This is a genomic window from Flavobacterium sp. GSA192 (assembly GCF_006386525.1).
GTDB lineage: Bacteria > Bacteroidota > Bacteroidia > Flavobacteriales > Flavobacteriaceae > Flavobacterium > Flavobacterium commune.
The window spans coordinates 244,054-264,402 of sequence record NZ_VAHC01000004.1 but is presented as its reverse complement, the minus strand read 5'-3'; the positions used below and the strand labels follow the sequence as shown (position 1 = coordinate 264,402).

General features: G+C 34.5%; 15 protein-coding genes. 12 read left to right on the top strand and 3 right to left on the bottom strand.

Going from position 1 to position 20,349, the window contains the following annotated elements; all coding sequences use genetic code 11:
- Positions 1-244: 244 nt before the first annotated feature.
- On the bottom strand, positions 245-1,243 hold the full coding sequence (locus tag FDM27_RS10075; protein ID WP_140486185.1) for a GntR family transcriptional regulator: 999 nt from the start codon (positions 1,241-1,243) through the stop codon (positions 245-247).
- Positions 1,244-1,578: 335 nt separating this feature from the next.
- Here FDM27_RS10075 and FDM27_RS10070 point away from each other — a divergent pair, with 335 nt between their 5' ends.
- From FDM27_RS10070 to FDM27_RS10030, 9 genes are all read left to right on the top strand, one after another.
- Positions 1,579-2,916 carry a BNR repeat-containing protein gene (locus FDM27_RS10070; RefSeq protein WP_140486183.1) on the top strand — a complete coding sequence of 446 codons (1,338 nt, stop codon included), beginning with the start codon at positions 1,579-1,581 and terminating at the stop codon, positions 2,914-2,916.
- A 41-nt stretch (positions 2,917-2,957) separates the two neighbouring features.
- Positions 2,958-6,083 (top strand): glycoside hydrolase family 2 TIM barrel-domain containing protein, encoded by a 3,126-nt coding sequence (locus FDM27_RS10065; RefSeq protein ID WP_140486181.1) that lies wholly within the window; start codon positions 2,958-2,960, stop codon positions 6,081-6,083.
- A gap of 24 nt (positions 6,084-6,107) precedes the next feature.
- Positions 6,108-8,276: a family 43 glycosylhydrolase gene (locus tag FDM27_RS10060; RefSeq protein WP_140486179.1), complete on the top strand. Its 2,169-nt coding sequence runs from the start codon at positions 6,108-6,110 to the stop codon at positions 8,274-8,276.
- A gap of 388 nt (positions 8,277-8,664) precedes the next feature.
- Positions 8,665-9,864 (top strand): DUF4861 family protein, encoded by a 1,200-nt coding sequence (locus FDM27_RS10055; RefSeq protein WP_140486177.1) that lies wholly within the window; start codon positions 8,665-8,667, stop codon positions 9,862-9,864.
- Between the two features lie 43 nt (positions 9,865-9,907).
- A complete protein-coding gene (locus tag FDM27_RS10050) occupies positions 9,908-10,747 on the top strand; it encodes an SDR family oxidoreductase (RefSeq protein WP_140486175.1) in 840 nt (279 codons plus the stop codon).
- A gap of 32 nt (positions 10,748-10,779) precedes the next feature.
- On the top strand, positions 10,780-11,958 hold the full coding sequence (gene uxuA, locus FDM27_RS10045) for a mannonate dehydratase (protein ID WP_219846413.1): 1,179 nt from the start codon (positions 10,780-10,782) through the stop codon (positions 11,956-11,958).
- 243 nt (positions 11,959-12,201) lie between these two features.
- Positions 12,202-12,963: an HNH endonuclease gene (locus tag FDM27_RS10040; protein ID WP_071184077.1), complete on the top strand. Its 762-nt coding sequence runs from the start codon at positions 12,202-12,204 to the stop codon at positions 12,961-12,963.
- 245 nt (positions 12,964-13,208) lie between these two features.
- A complete protein-coding gene (locus FDM27_RS10035; protein WP_071184076.1) occupies positions 13,209-13,604 on the top strand; it encodes a hypothetical protein in 396 nt (131 codons plus the stop codon).
- A gap of 269 nt (positions 13,605-13,873) precedes the next feature.
- Positions 13,874-14,599, top strand: coding sequence for a porin family protein (locus FDM27_RS10030; protein ID WP_071186151.1), 726 nt, complete (start codon positions 13,874-13,876; stop codon positions 14,597-14,599).
- On the opposite strand, the gene FDM27_RS10025 is transcribed toward FDM27_RS10030, so the two are convergent.
- Entirely contained in the window at positions 14,587-15,213 is a 627-nt protein-coding gene (locus tag FDM27_RS10025; RefSeq protein WP_140486171.1) for a hypothetical protein, read from the bottom strand. The genes FDM27_RS10030 and FDM27_RS10025 overlap by 13 nt on opposite strands.
- 169 nt (positions 15,214-15,382) lie before the next feature.
- Here FDM27_RS10025 and FDM27_RS10020 point away from each other — a divergent pair, with 169 nt between their 5' ends.
- The 3 genes from FDM27_RS10020 (at position 15,383) to FDM27_RS10010 (ending at position 19,505) form a co-directional block, all read left to right on the top strand.
- Entirely contained in the window at positions 15,383-17,827 is a 2,445-nt protein-coding gene (locus FDM27_RS10020) for a bifunctional UDP-N-acetylmuramoyl-tripeptide:D-alanyl-D-alanine ligase/alanine racemase (RefSeq protein WP_140486168.1), read from the top strand.
- Between the two features lie 96 nt (positions 17,828-17,923).
- A complete protein-coding gene (mscL, locus tag FDM27_RS10015) occupies positions 17,924-18,340 on the top strand; it encodes a large conductance mechanosensitive channel protein MscL (RefSeq protein WP_071184073.1) in 417 nt (138 codons plus the stop codon).
- A gap of 169 nt (positions 18,341-18,509) precedes the next feature.
- Positions 18,510-19,505, top strand: coding sequence for an aspartate-semialdehyde dehydrogenase (locus FDM27_RS10010; RefSeq protein ID WP_140486166.1), 996 nt, complete (start codon positions 18,510-18,512; stop codon positions 19,503-19,505).
- A 319-nt stretch (positions 19,506-19,824) separates the two neighbouring features.
- Here the strand turns inward: FDM27_RS10010 and FDM27_RS10005 are convergent, their stop codons facing one another.
- Positions 19,825-20,241: a hypothetical protein gene (locus FDM27_RS10005; protein WP_071184071.1), complete on the bottom strand. Its 417-nt coding sequence runs from the start codon at positions 20,239-20,241 to the stop codon at positions 19,825-19,827.
- Between the last annotated feature and the right edge of the window lie 108 nt (positions 20,242-20,349).

Here is a 20,349-nt window from a genome sequence, read left to right as displayed (position 1 = left end):
ACTTAATAAATTTTGAAATTTATGATACGGTGTTTAAGTAATAGAATCTTGTAGGATGGTTGTTTTTTTTAAATCAAAATTACCATTTAGGAATGCTTTTGATATTCACAAATATAAAAAATAAATATAGATTATTATCTGTGTCATCAGGACAAATACATGAGTTTTATTTTTGCCACGAATTACACTAATTTGCCTCAATTTTATCTTCGTGCATATCCGTGGAATGTTAATTCTTTTATTTTTACAAAGACCCTCTTACTATAAGACTGCTTTTATTTTCTATTTGTTCTTTTTTATTATTGAGGATTAATTCGGCAAGGATGCGTCCCATTTCGTTAAAGTCGGTGGATATGGTTGTGATTCCTTCTGCAACTACTTTTTTTAGTGGGGTATCATTGTAAGAGATGATGCCTACGTCCTGACCAATGACTAATTTTTGCTTTTTAGATTGTTCGATAACATTTACCAGATGGCGATCATCGGGGATGATATAAAGGTCTCCTTTTTGGATTTCGTTATTTTCAAAATTAGAGATGATGTCATAATGCAATTGATGTTTTTTGCAAAAATCGATAAATCCGTCTCTCATCCCAATTGGTTGTTTGTAACTGGAGAAAATCAAGATTAGTTTTTTGTATTTCTCAATTTTGTTTTTGCCTGATTCTAAGGCGTTATAGGTGTCTTTAGCGTGATTTTGATGTACTGAAGGATAGTCTTTTAGTTCCAGGTTAGTCTGATCCAGAATAAAAACATCTTCTTCAGGTAATGTTTTAATTATGGATGCGGCATTGACCAAATTGGTAGGCATGATGATGTACTTGGAATAATTTCCATTATTGTCATGGATGAGTTTTTTAAAAACTTCGGGATTGAAATAATGGAAAAAAATATCTATTTCTGCATTCCGGTTGATGGTTTCCATGAACGAATTGTAGAGGTCTTCCTTAAAGGCGTTTAATTCGTCGAATAATAAGAAAATGCGTTGTTGAAAACTGAAATCTTCACTTTTTACATAATAACCTTTACCTAATATCGCATAAATAATCCCTCTTTTTTTAAGTTCATCATAAGCCAGTAAAACCGTGTCTCTCGAAATTCCAAATTCAAGAGATACTTTATTAACAGACGGTAGTTTATCTCCTCTTTTCAAACGTTTTTCGGCTATAGATATTTCTATAGATAAAATAATCTGCTTGTATTTTGGGAGATTTTGCCTTTTGTTGATGGATATTATTTTCATGCTTCAAAATATAAGGCGATAAATATATGTAAAATAACTGGTATATAGTGGTATGGTTTTTTAGACAGGATTTTAAAAACTACTGATTTCTCAGATTATTTATTAATGAATTCTGTGTTGCATTTGAGTTTTATGTTGTAGTTGCTTATTTATCTGGTAGATAAATCTAAAAACTGGTTGGTACTGGTTTGTTTTTGCAAATGTTGTACATACATTTGTTGATTACTCCATAAAAAAGACATTAAAAAAAAATAGATTTGCTATTTTATTCTAAAATCTATTATATCAAAGCAGGATTCGGAATGTAATAAGTGGCAACCTTTATAAAAAACAGCATGAATAGAAATTTACGAATGTGTTCAAGTACAGTTACTGTCGTCGTTAAGAGTGTGTTTTTGATGATTGCTTTTTTTTCCTGTACAGTAAACGCTCAGTTACAAATTAAAGAAAGTGAAATAGGTTTGGGCTGGAGCAATAATTCGGTCAATACTGTCATTTTTAGGAGTAGTGCGCTCACTACTTTTAAGAAAGTACAGTACACTGCTTATTACAATCCTGAAGGGAAAATGGTTTTAGCAAAACGAAAAATAAATTCCAAAAAATGGGATGTATTTGAGACTCCTTACAGTGGTAATGTGAAGGATGCTCATAATGATATTAGCATTGCTATAGATGATGCCGGCTATCTTCATGTGAGTTGGGATCATCACGATACCCGTTTGAGATATGCTAAAAGTAAAGTGCCTTTTAGTTTAGAATTGGGTGAGGAGCAAGCCATGACTGGCAAAGATGAGGTTAAAGTAACCTATCCTGAATTCCATAATTTACCTAATGGGAAATTGCTGTTTTGTTACCGATCAGGGGCTTCAGGACGAGGGAATATGATTATGAAGGTGTATGATGTGAAAACCCAAAAGTGGACTTCATTACAAAATAATTTAATTGATGGCGAGAATCAACGTTCTGCCTACTGGCAAATGTGTGTAGGCAAAAAAGGGATTTATATTTCCTGGGTTTGGAGAGAAAGTTGGGATGTGTCTACTAATAATACTATTTGCTATGCTTTTTCGGCTGATGGAGGGAAAACTTGGCAAAAATCTACGGGTGAAAAATACAATTTACCAATAACTAAGGCAACTGCTGAACACGCCTGGGATGTGCCTCAAAACAGTAGTTTAATCAATCAAACTGCCATGACGGTGGATGATTCAGGGAATCCATACATTACAACCTATTGGAACAATGATGGTATTCCGCAATACAAAGTAGTTTATTTATTAGACGGAAAATGGAATTTACTCAATACTGATTTTCATAAAAAATCTTTCACTCTGGGAGGTGGCGGAACCAAAAGAATTCCAATTTCACGCCCTGAAATTTTAGTAAACAAATCGATGTTGTATCTGCTTTTTAGAGATGAGGAGAGAGATAACAAAATAACACTAGCTTATACTAATTTGGATGAAAAACAATGGAAATTAGAAGATATCAGCCGTTTTACGGTAGGACAATGGGAGCCTAATTTTGATAAGGAACTTTGGGCGACTAAAAAACAATTGCATATTTTTTCTCAAAATGTAAGTCAGGCCGATGGAGAAGGATTAGCAAAGGTAGAACCTCAGCCAGTACAAGTTTTAGAGCTTAAAAAGTTACCTTTATTACAAGCTAAATAGTAAAAAACGCACACACTAAAAACCACCAAAATAGATTAAAAATGAGAAGTAAAATAATTTTTGCGCTTTTGCTTGCCGTACAGCTCATCACGGCTCAGCAGCAAAATGAATGGGAGAATCCCAACATTGTAGAGCGAAACAAGGAAGCAGGGAGAACTTCATTTGTTTTGTATCAAAATGAGACTGTAGCAGCTTCAAATAAACCGGAAACTTCGGCTTATTACCAGAGTTTAAATGGCGACTGGAAATTTAATATTGTTAAAAAACCAGTTGATCGTCCTGAGGATTTTTACAAAGTAGATTTAGATGATAAAAAATGGGCTACTATACCTGTGCCATCCAACTGGGAATTGCAAGGATTTGATATTCCTATTTATACCAATATTACCTATCCCTTTCCTAGAAATCCGCCTTTTGTAGATGATAATTACAATCCGGTAGGGAGTTATAGAAAAACATTCACCGTGCCTGAAAATTGGAATGGAAAAGAAGTGCTACTACACTTTGGTTCTATTTCAGGTTATGCCCGTGTTTTCCTGAATGGAAAAGAAGTAGGAATGACCAAAGCCGCTAAAACAGCAGCCGAATTTGATGTGACTTCCTTTCTACAAAAAGGAGAAAATGTATTGGCAGTTCAGGTTTTTCGTTGGCATGACGGAAGTTATTTAGAAGATCAGGATTTTTGGAGGTTGAGTGGTATTGAGCGCGATGTGTATTTACAGGCTACTCCTAAATTCACCATTTGGGATTATTTTGTAAATGCCGATTTGGATGAAAATTATACCAATGGACTTTTTAAAACCACGGTTCAATTAAGAGCTTTTAAGCAGAATAAAATTAAAAATGCCAATCTGACTTTGATATTGGTAGATGCTCAAGGCAAAAAAGTATATGGCGAAACTAAAAAAGTAAACAGTGCCACTAAGGAAGTTGTTTTTACTTCAGTTGTAAATAATGTGAATAAATGGAGCTCGGAAACTCCTTATTTATACCGTTATATTCTAAAATTAGAAAGCGCTAATCCTGCTGATAACTCGGTAATTTATGGGAAAGCCGGTTTTAGAAAAGTAGAACTAAAAAATGCCCAGCTTTTAGTTAATGGAAAGGCAATATTGATTCGTGGTGTAAATACTCAGGATCATCACGAAACAAAAGGACACGTTCCAGATCACCCAACGATGCGTAGGGATTTAGAATTGATGAAACAAAATAACATCAATGCTATCAGAATGAGTCATTATCCGCACGATCCTTACTTATATCAATTGTGTGATGAGTACGGAATGTATGTGGTGGACGAAGCCAATATAGAAAGCCACGGAATGGGGGTAGAAGGACAAAATATTTCTGTAGAGTCAAAGCATCCTTCTTATGTGCCAATGTGGTTTCCGGCGCATCTGGATCGTATTGGACGAATGTTAGAAATTAATAAAAATCACCCATCGGTTATTATTTGGTCAATGGGGAATGAATGTGGAAACGGACCTGTTTTTCATGAAGCTTACAAGTGGTTGAAAAATCGAGACGCTTCTCGCCTGGTACATTCAGAACAAGCTAAAGAAAATGCCAATACAGATATTGTAGCGCCAATGTACCCAAGTATCAAGTACATGAAAGAATATGCTGCTGCAACCGATAAAACGAGACCTTTTATCATGTGTGAGTACTCGCATGCTATGGGAAATAGTAATGGTAATTTTCAGGAATATTTTGATATTATTAATAGTAGTCCACATATGCAAGGTGGTTTTATCTGGGATTGGGTTGACCAAGGAATTAAAACGAAAGACGAAAACGGAACTCCGTTTTATGCTTATGGAGGAGATTTAGGAGGAAAAGATCTTCTTAATGATGAGAATTTTTGCGCTAATGGATTGGTTAATGCTGGTAGAATTCCTCATCCGGGACTGGCTGAAGTTAAAAAGGTATATCAGGATATTTTGTTTAGTCTAAAAGGTGAAAACCAATTGACGATTAAAAATATATTTCATTATACTAATTTGAAACAATACCAATTCAAATTTGAATTAGTTAAAAATGGTCAGTTAATTCAGGAAAAAACATTCAATGTTGATTGTGAACCTCAAGAAAGTGTAACTATTGATTTGCCTCTTGAAGCTTTAAACGCAAAAGGAGAATATTTCCTGAATGTGTATGCTTATACTAAAACAGCGACCGATTTAGTTCCAGTAAATCACGAAGTAGCCAGAGAACAATTTGCTATTGGAAAAGGGAATTTCTTTGCTGAAAAAACAGTCGAGATTTCGAAAAAGGCAGCGTTGAAAATCAGGAAAAAAGGAAATGAATTGTCTTTTGAAACCAAAACAATTGCCGGGACTTTTGATTTAGTTAATGGTGAAATTAAAAGCTATAATTTTAAAGAAGGAAGTGCTGAGGTTATCACTAATTTCCCTAAGCCTTATTTTTGGAGAGCACCAACCGACAATGATTTTGGAAGCAAAACGCAAATAAAATTAGCTGTTTGGAGAGAAGCACATTTGAATCCGGAAGTAAAATCGGTTACGGTAGGAAAACAAACGGATTTAGGTTTGCCAATTGCCGTTGAATATGCTTTGGCTGAAGCTAAAATACCTTATGTTGTAAATTATCTTATTCAAAATAATGGCGAAATCAAAGTAACAGCAAGTGTTGATATTACCGATAAAAAAATGCCTGAAATGCCGCGTTTTGGAATGCGTTTACAGCTTCCAGGATCTTATGAAAATTTGAGTTATTATGGTCGTGGGCCATTAGAAAATTATTCTGACAGAAAAACAGCTTCGTTTCTGGGAACTTATCAGGACAAGGTAGCTAACCAATTTGTTTGGGAATACATTCGTCCTCAGGAATGCGGTTATAAAACCGATACGCGTTGGTTTAGCTTACAAAACGCTAATGGATTAGGACTTAAAATCACAGGAGAACAAGCTTTAGGTTTTAGTACTTTAAATGTCTCTACAGAATCTTTAGATCCCGGAACGACTAAAATGCAGCGTCACACCACTGATGTGAAACCGCAAGATGCTGTTTTTGTGCATGTAGATTTAGCACAACGTGGTGTGGGTGGAGATAACAGCTGGGGTGCTCTTCCGCATGAACAATATTTACTTACGGCTCCAAAATACAGCTATAGTTATACCTTGAGTTTAATTGCTCCAAATAATTAATATTAAATCAAAATTGATGTTTCAATGAATATAAAACGAATACAATCTGCATTTTTAATGATTTCGATAAGTTTGGTTTTAGCCTTCTTTTCGTCTTGTAGTGCTACTAAAAAAGTAACCGAAAATAACAGTGCTTACTTGTTTGTTTACTTCACCGGAAATGCAAAAACAGAAGAAGCCATCCGTTTTGCAATCAGTAAAGACGGTTATAATTATTATGCTTTAAATGATAATAAGGCTGTTATAGCTTCGGAGGCTATAAGTACAACTGGCGGTGTTCGTGATCCTCATATTCTAAGAGCTGCCGATGGAAAAACTTTTTACATGACGGTGACCGATTTGCAAACTGCCAATGGCTGGGATAACCAGGCCATGGTACTTTTAAAATCGACTGATTTGGTGAATTGGACTTCTTCCAAAGTAGATATTTCAAAAGTGTTTGCCGGATTTAAAGATGTTACCCGAGTGTGGGCACCGCAAACTATTTATGATGCTAAGGCTAAGAAATACATGGTGTACTTCTCGATGTTACAACCTGGGGGGAAAGATATTATTTATTATTCTTATGCCAATAAGGATTTTACGGCTTTGGAAACGGTTCCAAAACAACTGTTTTTTAGTCCTGTAAAAGGTTCTTGTATCGATGCTGATATAATAGAAAAAGACGGAAAATTTTATTTGTTCTCAAAAACAGAAGATACTGCCGATAAAGGAATTAAAGTGGCAATTTCAGATAAGCTGACTTCAGGGTATGTGTTGAAGGATGAATACGTTGATCAAACCAATGAATCGGTTGAAGGTTCGGGAGTTTTTAAGTTAAACAATTCGGATACTTATATTTTGATGTACGATATGTATAGAAAAGGAAAGTATCAGTTTACATCTTCGACTGATTTGAAAAATTTCAAGGTGATTGATGAAAACATTTCGATGAATTTCCATCCAAGACACGGAACAGTTTTACCAATTACAAAATCGGAAGCACAAAGGTTAATTGATACCTTCGGTTGGTTTCCAAATAGTGAAATTGTAGGAGCGCAATCGGAGGCAATTAAACAAAACAATATTGTTGTTGATATTGAAAATAAAAAAATCCTCCTTCCTGTAAAAAACGGAACCGACTTGAAACATTTTGACCCTGAATTCAAAGTAAATCAGGGAGCATCGGTAAGTCCTGTTGGAGCTCAGGATTTCTCTCAAAAAGCGGTGAAGTACGATTTTGAAATGGGCGATTTAGGGAAAATATCTTTTGACGTAGAAGCGGTGGTTAGAAATAATCCGTCAATAACAGGTTATTACGCCGATCCTGAAATCCTTTATTCGAACAAGGATAATCGTTTTCATTTGTATCCTACCAGCGATGGTTTTCATGAATGGAGCGGCGATTATTTCAAGAGTTTTTCGTCAACTAATTTGGTGGATTGGGTTGATGATGGAGTTTTGTTAGATTTGAAAAAAGACGTTTCCTGGACTGATGTAAAAGCTTGGGCACCTGCAGCAGCTGAGAAAAAAATAAATGGTCAATACCGTTATTTCTTTTATTATACCGGCGATGCCAAAATAGGTGTGGCGGTAAGTGATAATCCTCAAGGACCATTTACTGATATTGGAAAACCATTAGTGGCCACAAAACCTAAGGGAATTACAAGAGGCCAAATTATTGATCCTGATGTATTCACCGACCCTGTTTCCGGGAAAAGTTATTTGTATTATGGAAATGGATTTATGGTGGGAGTCGAATTGAATGACGATATGATTTCGGTGAAAGAGAATACTTTGACATTTTTAAAACCGGATAAGACTTTTAGGGAAGGGACAGAGGTTTTCTATAGAAAAGGTAAATATTATTTCTTATGGTCAGAAGACGATACCCGAAGCGAGAATTACAGGGTGCGTTATGCTACATCCACTTCACCACTAGGAGATTTTAACATTCCAAAAGATAATTTGATATTGGCTAAAGATCCTTCTCAGGGAATCTATGGAACAGGTCATAATTCGGTAATCCAAATTCCGGGTACTGACGAATGGTATATTGTGTACCACCGTTTTACTATCCCAAAAGGAATCACCATGGGGCGTGCAGCCGGATATAATAGAGAAGTATGTATCGACCGACTTTATTTTGATGAAGAAGGAAATATCATTGCTGCTAAACCTACATTAGAAGGAATTCAGCCTGTTAAAAAATAAATTAAACCATTTTTAACCATTAAGGAATTAAGAAAATTTAGACTTTATGTCTCTTAATTTCTTAATGGTGAAATTAAATGTTTCAAGGTGAATTCAGGTGTTTTTATTATTTCGCACCTACGGAGCTTAAATGTTTTTGTTGTTTTTTTTCTATAGATATATTGCCACTCTGTGGCTTATCAGCTTTATTTTTAAGCTCTGTAGAGCCTATGTCTATATAAAATTTTTATTATTTCTATAAGCATTTTGTCATTCTGAGTTTTATTAGTTTGGTGTTTTAGCTCCGTAGGAGCGTAATGTTTATAGAAATTAACGTTGTTAGGTTTAAGCTCCATTGGAGCGATATGTTTTTTATAATCCAGTTTAGGTGCAAATTAATTTATAAATAATGAGAAACTACAATTTGATATTTAAGAGTTTGTCGGTGTTTTTTTTGTTTTCAATTTTGGCTAATGCCCAAAATAAATCAGCAACAATTTCGGTAAAAAACAATCTCGATTTTTTGCGAAAAGAAATTGTGGTTGTTTCAGGCAAGCAACTTTCGGATTTGATAAAAGGAAATAAAGCAAACGATTTGCGAATTAAAAAAGAAGGTACGCAGCAATATGTGGTTTTGCAATGGATCGATTTCGATCAGGATGGAGTGGCTTATGAATTGTTGTTTCAGGCTGAGGTTCCGGCTAAAGCCAAAGCAAATTATCAAGTGGTTTTTGATGGAAACATTCCATTAGCTGAAAGCAGAATAGCAACTTATTCTCGTTTTGTACCCGAGCGAACCGATGATTATGCCTGGGAAAATGATAAAGTAGCTTTTAGAACTTATGGTCCTGATGCTCAAAAAAGAGTGGAAGAAAAAAGACCAGATGGAACATTAACCAGCGGAATTGATCTTTGGTTAAAAAGAACTGATCAATCTATTATCAATAAATGGTACGGCGAGAACCTGAAAAAACCGGGTTATTACCATATTGATCATGGCGAAGGTTATGATCCGTATCACGTGGGGGCAAGTAGAGGTACTGGAGGAATTGGGATTTGGGAAAATAATAATTTGGTTGTTTCCAAGAATTTTGTGGGTTATAAAACCATTGCTGTTGGACCATTGCGTACCGTTTTTGAATTAAGCTATGCGCCTTGGAGTTCTTATGAAGTGAAGGAAATCAAAAGGATTTCATTAGATTTGGGGTCGAATTTTTCTAAGATCGAAATTTCATATGAGGCTAATCAATCATTGCCTAATATTACAACAGGAATTACTTTGCATGAAAATAAAGGCGAAGCAAAAATCAATAAAAAAGCAGGTTGGTTTCGTCACGGAGAGACAATCGACGGACTTTTCTTAGGTGAAGGGATTGTTATGAATCCAAAGTTGGTAAAAGATGCTTTTGCCAATGTTTCTAAAACTAAGGACCAAAGTAATCTTCTGGTAGTAACTCATCCAAAAGTAAATAAACTCAGTTATTATGCTGGTTTCGCATGGCAAAAAAGCGGTCAGGTTACTAACGTAGCTGATTGGGATACTTTATTACAAAAACAAGCCAAAATGTTAGCTAACCCCCTTAAAGTAACGATAAAAGGAGATAAATAAATCTTTTTTTGTAGTTTCGCTAAAACTTACAAAAAACGCTGAAATGGACATAATTAAAGGACTAAAAGATAAAGTAGTCGTAATAACAGGAGGTGCCGGAGTATTAGGTGCCGGATTCACAAATGCATTGGCAAAACAAGGAGCTAAGGTTGCAATATTAGGAAGAGATTTAGCAAAAGCTCAAAAATTAGCTGCTGAAATTAACAGTGCCGGTGGAAAAGCCTTAGGCGTTTCTGCTGATGTTTGTGATGAAGACAGTTTAAGAAAAGCACATCAGGAAATCAATGCCGAATTAGGATTAGTTGATATTCTAATTAATGGAGCAGGAGGAAATCACCCAAAAGGAACGAGTGCAGATGTTTTTTTTGACAGAGAAAATAAAACTACAGGATTACAAACTTTTTTTGGTTTAGATACTGAAGGATTACGTTTTGTATTCGACCTTAATTTTATTGGTACTTTGTTGCCAACCCAGGTTTTTGCTACTGATATGATAGGAAGAGAAGGATGTAGTATCCTGAACATTTCTTCGGTAAGTGCTTTTCATCCTTTGACAAAAGTGGTTGCTTACAGCGCTGCCAAAGCCGCTATCAGTAATTTAACAGAATGGTTGTCTGTTTATTTTGCTAAAGAAGGAATCCGTGTGAATGCACTTTCTCCTGGTTTTTTCTTAACAGAACAAAACAGAACTTTATTGACTAACGAAGACGGAAGTTTGACTGAAAGAGGAAATAAGATTCTTTCACAAACACCAATGGGACGATTTGGTCAGCCAAATGACTTAGATAGTACATTACTTTGGCTTTGTAATCCGGATTCTCGTTTTGTAACAGGAATTGTTGTTGCTGTGGATGGAGGATTTTTAGCTTATTCTGGAGTTTAAAAACACATAAATTAATCAAAAATACAATGGGAATAGAACAAACTTGGAGATGGTACGGTCCAAATGATACAGTGCCACTTTCTCATATTAAAATGGCAGGAGCTACAGGGATTGTAACTGCATTGCACCATATTCCAAACGGAACAGTATGGAGTGTTGAAGAAATTCAAAAAAGGAAAAAAGAAATCGAAGATGCGGGATTGACCTGGTCAGTTGTTGAAAGTATCCCGGTTCATGAGAATATTAAAACCCGTAAAGGAGATTATAAAAAATATATTGAAAATTACTGTCAAAGTATCCTTAATCTGGGAGCTTGTGGTATTGATACAGTATGTTATAACTTCATGCCAGTTTTAGACTGGACAAGAACCGATTTGTCTTTTGAAGTTGAAGATGGTTCTAAAGCCTTGCGTTTTGACAGAATGGAATTTGCTGCTTTCGAATTGTTTTTGCTAAAAAGAAAAGGAGCTGAAAACGATTATACTGCCGAAGAAATTGCTAAAGCTACTACCGTTTTCGAAGCAATGACTGAAGACCAAAAAACATTATTGGTTAAAAATATTATTGCAGGATTGCCGGGAGCCGAAGAAGGGTATACAGTAGAGCAATTACAAGTTGCTTTAGATGATTATGCTGAAATTGGAGATGCTGAATTGAGAAATAATCTTTATGAATTCCTGAAAGAAATTATTCCGGCGGCTGAAAAAGCAGGAATTGTGATGGCAATTCATCCTGATGATCCGCCTTATGCTATTTTAGGTTTACCAAGAGTTGTAAGTACCGAAGGTGATGCGAAACAATTGATAGAAGTGGTGGATAGTAAGAGCAATGGTTTGTGTTTTTGTACCGGTTCTTACGGTGTAAGAGCAGACAATGACTTGGTTGGTATGGTAGAAAGATTGGGTCACCGTATTAACTTTATTCACCTAAGAGCAACTAAACGCGATGCCGAAGGTAATTTCTACGAAGCAGACCATTTAGATGGCGATGTGGATATGTACGGTGTGATGAAAGCCATTGTTGAAGAACAACAAAAACGTATCGCTAATGGTCGTCCGGATTACCGATTGCCAATGCGTCCGGATCACGGTCACCAGATGCTTGATGATTTAGACAAGAAAATGAATCCGGGTTATTCTGCTATCGGTCGATTAAGAGGTTTAGCCGAATTAAGAGGTCTTGAAAGAGGAATCAGAGGAAATCAAAATTAAATAGTATTAAAAAGGAGCAATTTTTTTGCTCCTTTTTTTTGCAATGTCTAATTTGAAACCTTAAGAGAAATAATATAAGTAGGAATTTTGTAAGATTTATTTATATATTAGCGAAAAAAATAATCCTCGTTACCAGTAAGGCCAATATCTATTAAAACGATTGATAAGCACAATAAGTGAGTGAAAAACTGAGTGTATAAAAGAGTTGGTAGCAATTATAACGCAGAATCAAAAATATATTAAATGAGCTATAACGAATTACTCAACGATCAGAGATGGAGAACTAAAAGAAATCAAATTTTGGTTAGAGATAAACATACTTGCCAACGTTGTGGAATAAGTCCAAGTTCAAATTTTAACGCTACCTCATTTAAACTAGGAACAAATTTTCAAACCAATTTTGGTATAGAATACATTAATGAAGATTCAAATACAAAAATAATCCGTTTGGTGAAAAATACAGGACAAGAAATTATATGCAAAACATCACTCGCAGAATATCAAATTAATTTAACTACAGAATATACAATTTTAGTTAATTTCGCAATTAAAAACTTCATTAAATACCCATACAATGGGGCTACAGTAAATAATTTAAAAGATAATATTTTCATTTCTCCAGGAACAAATTCAGCTTTGATTAAAGCTTTAGAAAAACATAAATCAACTCTAGCGATAGATTTGGAAGGTATTTGGTTTGTTGAGAAAAAAAACGAAGAAGAATTTTCTAAAAATTCCCAAGCACTGCACGTTCATCATAAATGTTATAGAAAAAATTATGAGATTTGGAATCAAGATGATGACGATTATGTCTCACTTTGTAATGTTTGTCATCAAATTGTTCATATAAATCAACTAATTCCATACTATGATGAAGTTGGTAGAATTTATCAATATATGAAACCTTGTCCAAGATGTAATGGGAAAAGAATATTAGAATGCTATAAACACGTTCAGAACGGGATATGCTTCCAATGCAAGGGCGAAGGAGTTTTTATGACATAACTGGCCAACATACTACAAGCTATTTGGGTATTATGTTTAATTTTAAATTGGTCTTGTACAAGGAAAACTTGTGGGTAATGGAAAAAACTCGCCTCTTTAATTTCAAACTTCATATAAGACAAGAAAGTTCTTCATTTTTTATATTGAAACAGATAGTTTAATTAAAAATAAGGAATTAGCATAAGGAATTAGCATAAGGAATTATTGTTCATAGAAAAATTAAAATTTTTTAAAATATAGATGTTATGGGCTTTAAAATTTTACCAATTTGTTCCAATTGTGGTTACAAAACAAAGTCAATAGCAATTGGCGGAGGAAGGTTAAGTCATCTTACTAATTTTGGCGCACCAGCTTTGAATACTGAATCTAACGAAATTGAGCAAATCAACCTATATGCTTATAAAAAAACTGTAATTGTTAAAAAGAAATTTCTGTACTTTTTTTCCAAAAGCAGTGCCATTGAAATTGAAACAATGGATGAAAAATATATTCCGTATTACGAGCCAAGTATGTTTACTGATGATTTGGAAATTGAAAATCATTATTGGGGTGGTAAATGTTTTAAAAAAAGTAAAAACTTCTGTCCAAAATGCAAATCATACAGTTTAGCTTTTATAGATGAAGGAATTTGGTTTGATTAATTAAAAACAACCCCAATCGATTACTATGATTTTACCAAATAAAAATTTCAAATATGAGATTCTCAAGAGGCTGATTGTTGTTTTTTCAAAGACTGAGGAAATGAGCAATTTTTTTTGCTCCTTTTTTGTTTAAATAGTTTAACAGTTATGTTTTAAAACAGCTATTTTTACCGTTAAGAAATTAAGGGAATTTAGACTCAATGAACCTTAATTTCTTAATGGTAAAAATAAAAGTGTTAATGGTGGAATTTAAAAGAAAACAACAAACGATGAATCTACTTCAAAACCAGTTTAGAGAAAAATTATTTTTTAGTGTTTTGCTACTATTGCCATTTTTCAGTGCTTTTGCGCAAGGAGAAAAAAAATCTAAAGAAACACAAGTAGTAAAAATAGATTCTTTGTACAGAGAAGATCAGTTTTATTTTGGGTTTACATACAATACGTTGAAACAAATGCCGGAAGCTGCCTCTCAGCAAAAATTCTCCATTGGGATTTCGGGCGGTTTTTTGAGAGATATGCCTATTAATAAAGACAGAACCGTAGCTTTTGCATCTGGTTTAGGACTTAGTTATAATAATTACAACCAAAATATCGGAATTAGCGGGACGGCTAAGGAAGCTGTTTATACTATTTTAGGTTCGTCTGCTTTTGATAAAAACAAATTCACACAGTTGTTGATTGATGTGCCAATCGAATTCAGATGGAGAACATCAACGTATGAGAGTTATAAGTTTTGGCGAATTTACGGCGGAATGAAATTGAGTTATTTGGCGTATAGTAAATCGGTTCTTGAAAACAGTGAAGACAGAGTAGTGATTACTAACAATGCCGATTTTAACAAATTCCTCTACGGATTGTACGTCTCAGCGGGCTATAATACCTTTAACGTGTATGCTTATTATGGTTTAAATCCTATTTTTAAATCGGCTAAAATTGACGGTCAAAAAATAGACATGAATGCAGTTACAGTAGGTGTTATTTTCTATATATTATAGCCATAGCCCAGCCATACAAATAATAAAAGAATTTGTGGAATACTGCCTAAAAGTACTCCAATAATTAACTCTTTGGGAGTATGAGCTTTCATGATTAATCTTGATGAGGCTACAAATCCATTCATTAAAACCAGAAAAATTATTAGAATAGTATTCGGAGTTTGGTGATGCAGGCTCAAACCGAATACAAAAAAAGTTAAGGCACTTATCCCCATCATGTGCAAGCTTGCTTTTATGTTAAAAAACAAAAGTGACAATGCAATCAGAGTGCTGAATAAGGCGGCTAGCAGAAAAAAATGCAGTTCGGGATAAAGTTCCAGAGTGATGCTTTTTCGAACCAAAAGTATGATTAGAAAACATTGAATGATTAAAGGGAATTTTCGCTCTGATAATTCAGGAACCATAACCGAAGTGATTTTTCCGGTTAATCGCAACAGCAAAAAAAACAGCATTGGAATTACAAATGTGATGATGCTTACCTGAAGTAAAACCAAATATTTTTCTTTATTTATAAAATAAGAATGATTTGAAAAAAGATAAAAAAGGGTTGCATATATCGGTATAAATACCGGATGAAAAAGATAAGAGAAAAACGGAAGGATTCTTTTTGGCATTGTAAAATAACTTAGACTCACAAATATAACGAAACTTATAAAATGACATTGTCTATTGTGATTAGATTTATGCTGAGTCCCTTTTTTTAACGCACGCTGTATGGTTTCAATTTAAAAAGAAGTCTTATTTTTGATGAAGCATAGTTTGCCTTAATTTCTTTTCAATTCGATGAGTATAATAATAAAAAACAGTATTCCAATTCTGGATGCAAAATGGTTTGGAAACCATCCCGAAGCAATAATAGATAATATATCCATTGATAGCCGCTCCTTGCAAAATAGCGAACATACACTGTTTTTTGCTTTGGTTGGGCCTAATAATGATGCGCATCATTATATCAAGGATTTAATTGCCATCGGGGTACAAAATTTTGTTGTGACTCATATTCCTGAAGAATGTAACGATCAGGCTAACTTTTTAGTGGTTAAAAATACGCTTGTTGCGCTTCAGCAATTTGCTGCCTATTACCGCAGTCTTTTTCATTTTCCTATTATCGGTTTAACAGGTAGCAATGGAAAAACCATTGTCAAGGAATGGCTTAATTTCCTGTTGAGTCCCGATTATAATGTAATTCGAAGTCCTAAAAGTTACAATTCACAGGTGGGTGTTCCGTTGTCAGTAATTGCCATTAATGAGAAACACAATCTGGGGATTTTTGAAGCCGGAATTTCTACCGTTTCCGAAATGGATAAACTGGAAAAAATTATAAAGCCTAACATTGGTGTTTTGACCAATATTGGTTCTTCCCATGACGAAGGTTTTGCCGATTTGGAAGAAAAAATCCAGCAAAAAATGCTGTTGTTTCAAGATGCTGCCGTTTTGATTTATCAAAAAAACACTCAGATTGAAAAGTATATAAGTCCTAATACAAAAGCCTTTTCGTGGAGTTTTAAAGAGGAGAATGCCGATGTTTTTGTGTTTCACAAAGAGATTGGAAATCATGAAACTACATTGTCTTATAAATACAAAGACAACTCTTATCAGTTAAAAATCCCTTTTGTGGATAAGGCTTCGATTGAAAATGCCATTTCAAGTTTGATGGTGTTGTTGTATTTTGATTATGAAAGTGATGTTATCCAGTCGAGAATGGAAATGCTTTTTCCTGTCGAAATGCGATTAGAAGTAAAAAACGGAATCAATAATTGCAGTATTATTGATGATAGTTACAGTTCGGATTTTCAGTCTTTGAAGATTGCCTTGGATGTTTTGGAAAGTCAGAATCAATTTCAAAAGAAGACGGTAATTCTTTCGGATATTTTTCAAAGCGGTTTCCCTAATGAGCAATTGTATGCAAAAGTGGCGCAGTTAATTGTTTCGAACAAAATCAATCGTGTTATCGGGATTGGTGAAACCATTTCGGAGTTTAAAGATCAATTTTCGAATTGTATCACATTCAAAACTACAGCCGATTTTATTTCGAATTTTGAAAAGCTGGATTTTTCCAATGAAAGCATTTTGATAAAAGGAGCGCGTTCGTTCCAGTTTGAGGAAATCGTGGCTTTGTTAGAAGAGAAAACACATGAAACGGTTTTGGAAATTAACCTGAATGCCATTAGTTACAACCTGAATTTCTTTAAATCGAAGTTGAATCCAAAAGTGAAAATCATGGTAATGGTCAAAGCTTTTGGATATGGAAATGGCGGACTCGAAATTGCCAAATTATTGGAACATCACAAAGTGGATTATTTGGGTGTGGCTTTCGCCGATGAAGGAATTTCGTTGAAAAACGGCGGAATCAAATTGCCTATTATGGTGTTGAATCCTGAAAGCACCAGTTTTTCGGCCATTATTCAGCATCGTTTGGAGCCTGAGATTTATAGTTTGAAAGGATTGCACGCCTTTCTTAAAATTGCAAAACAAAAAAATCTGCAACATTTCCCAATTCATATAAAACTCGATACGGGAATGCACCGTCTGGGTTTTGAGGAAAATACCATTGATGAGTTGATTTCGACTTTAAAAGGAAATTCGACCGTTAAAGTTCAAAGTATTCTGTCGCACATGGCTACCAGCGATGATGTGAAATATTATGAATTTGCGCTTTCACAAATTCAGTTGTTCGATAGATTGTCAACTAAAATAATGAGCGAATTAGAGATTAAACCCATTCGTCATATTTTGAATACTTCGGGAATCAGTAATTTTCCGGATACACAATTTGATATGGTGCGTTTGGGCATTGGACTTTACGGGGTTTCTAATGATGCCAATGAGCAAAAATATTTAGAGAATGTAGGCACTTTGAAATCTATTATTTCGCAAATTCGAATTATTCCGGCAGGAGATAGTGTAGGTTATGGACGAAGATTTATGGCCGAAAAAGAAACTAAGGTTGCCACAATTCCTATTGGTTATGCCGATGGAATTTCCAGACTTTGGGGCAATGGTGTGGGTTATGTCAATATAAAAAACCAAAACGCTACAATTTTAGGAAGTGTTTGCATGGATATGTTGATGGTGGACGTAACCGAAATTGATTGCGCCGAAGGAGATGATGTGATTATCTTTGGTGAAAATCCTAGTGTTTCGTTCATAGCCGAAAAATTAAATACCATTCCGTATGAAATCTTAACGAGTATTTCTCAACGAGTTAAGCGCGTTTTTTATCGTTAAGAATATTTTTTTTGATTCTAATAATACTTTTTTGTCAAAAAAAATGTTAATTTAGAAATTCAAAAAAGAAGTTTAATCTTTTAAAAATATTAAAATATGGGATTTTTTAGCGATTTTAAAGCCTCTTTAATGAAAGGCGATGTGTTGAGTTTAGCTACTGCCGTAGTAATTGGTGGAGCTTTTGGTAAAATTGTGGGTTCGGCCGTTGATGATGTTATCATGCCAATCGTAGGTTTGCTAACCGGTGGAATCGATTTTACGACTAAGTTTATTTCTTTAGATGGAAATAGTTATGCCGATTTGGCTGCTGCCAAAACTGCAGGAGCTGCTGTGATTACTTATGGTAATTTGGTTCAGGCGATTATCAATTTCGTGATTATTTCATTTTTTATCTTTGTGGTTTTAAGAGCTGCCGAGAAAATGAAAAAGAAAGAAGAGGCTGCGCCAGCTGCACCAGCCGGGCCAACTCAGGAAGAATTGCTTACTCAAATCAGAGACTTGTTGAAAAAGTAATACCGCTTCACTATATGTTCAACTAAACCATGCGCCGCGGCGCATGGTTTTTCTTTTATGTTATATTTGTAACTTTTTGTTACTTTTTGTGAACGCGCTTGTTTTCGTTTGAATATTAATTACTTTTGCAGTTCAAAATTTGAATTTTAATAAAATAAAGATATAGCATATGAAAATTGCAGTTGTAGGTGCAACCGGAATGGTTGGAGAAGTAATGTTACAAGTATTGGCAGAAAGAAATTTTGTTACTGCTAATGACGAATTAATTCTTGTAGCTTCTGAGCGTTCAGTAGGTAAAGAAATGGAATTTCAAGGGAAAACATATAAAGTGGTAGGATTAGCTACTGCTGTGGATATGAAACCGGAAATTGCTTTATTCTCTGCGGGTGGAGACACTTCATTAGAATGGGCACCAAAATTCGCTGCAGTAGGAACTACAGTGGTAGATAACTCTTCGGCTTGGAGAATGGATCCAACTAAAAAATTAATTGTACCGGAAATCAATGCTGACCAATTGACTAAAGAAGACAAAATTATTGCTAACCCAAACTGTTCTACTATCCAGATGGTTTTGGCTTTAGCTCCATTGCATAAAAAATATAATGTAAAAAGAGTTATCGTTTCTACTTACCAATCTATTACAGGAACTGGTGTAAAAGCGGTAAAACAATTAGAGAACGAATATGCTGGAATTGATGGTGATATGGCTTACAAATACCAAATTCACCGTAATGCAATTCCTCAATGTGATGTTTTTGAAGATAACGGATACACTAAAGAAGAGATGAAATTAGTTCGTGAGACTAAAAAAATCTTAAGTGATAATACTATTGCAGTTACCGCTACTGCTGTTCGTGTGCCTATCGTAGGTGGACACTCTGAGGCAATCAATGTAGAGTTCTCAAATGATTTTGACATCAACGAAGTAAGAAGCATTCTTGAAAGCACTGACGGAGTAATTGTTCAGGATAACCTGAAAGAGTTTGAATACCCAATGCCTCTTTTTGCTCAGGGTAAAAACGAAGTATTTGTTGGTCGTTTAAGAAGAGATGAGTCTCAACCGAATACTTTAAACATGTGGGTTGTTGCTGATAACTTAAGAAAAGGAGCTGCTACAAATACTATTCAAATTGCTGAATATTTAGTAGCTAACAAATTAGTTTAATACTAAATACTTTTTATAAACGGAAAGCTTCTCGATTGAGAAGCTTTTTTTATGGGTTAAATTGTTAATGTCAAAAGAAAGGATTAAGAGGTAATCAGAGTGCGCAATCTTGTCATTCCGAGGAACGAGGAATCTCATCTTTGTGGGCAAGGATTGCAAATCCGCGCTATCGGGATATAACTTAGTTTAATACTGGCGATACTTAAAAACAAAAAAAACTTCTGGAATAGAAGCTTTTTTTTCTCATTGTTGCGGGTACTGAATACTCCCGAAACTTCGGGACTACGCTAACTTTTGTGAATATCAGTGCGGTCGGGGTTTAAAAATAGTGATTCAATAAAATGCCTAATAAAATTATCGTAACTAATGGAAGAAAGATTAGAGTCATCCCAAAAATGTAATCTGTGAATGTCACTTTTCTGTTTTTTGGGTAACCTGAACCTAATACTTTTGATCCAATTTTTTCCCTATATGGTGAATATGGATATTTACCTATGAGAGGCATGAAAATAATCCGAAGTATTTCGTAATAAAAAACGTAGAGTAATGGTAGTAATCCAAAAACGAAATAAGAAAATTTTCTATCTCCTTTAGAAAATATTTCCAATACTATTCCAAAAATTAAACTTACAATTGATAATATTATTCTTTTCTTATACCTTTCTTTTAGTGTTGATCTGCTAATTGTCGCAACATATCCAGATATTAAAAGAAAAGGAATAATTAAAACATTCATTTGATTTAGATTATGTTGTTTTCTGATTTTGAGCTAAGATTAATGCAAACTGTAGTATTAAGTGTAGAAAAAATCACCGTAATATTTAAAATCAAATATATCAAAATA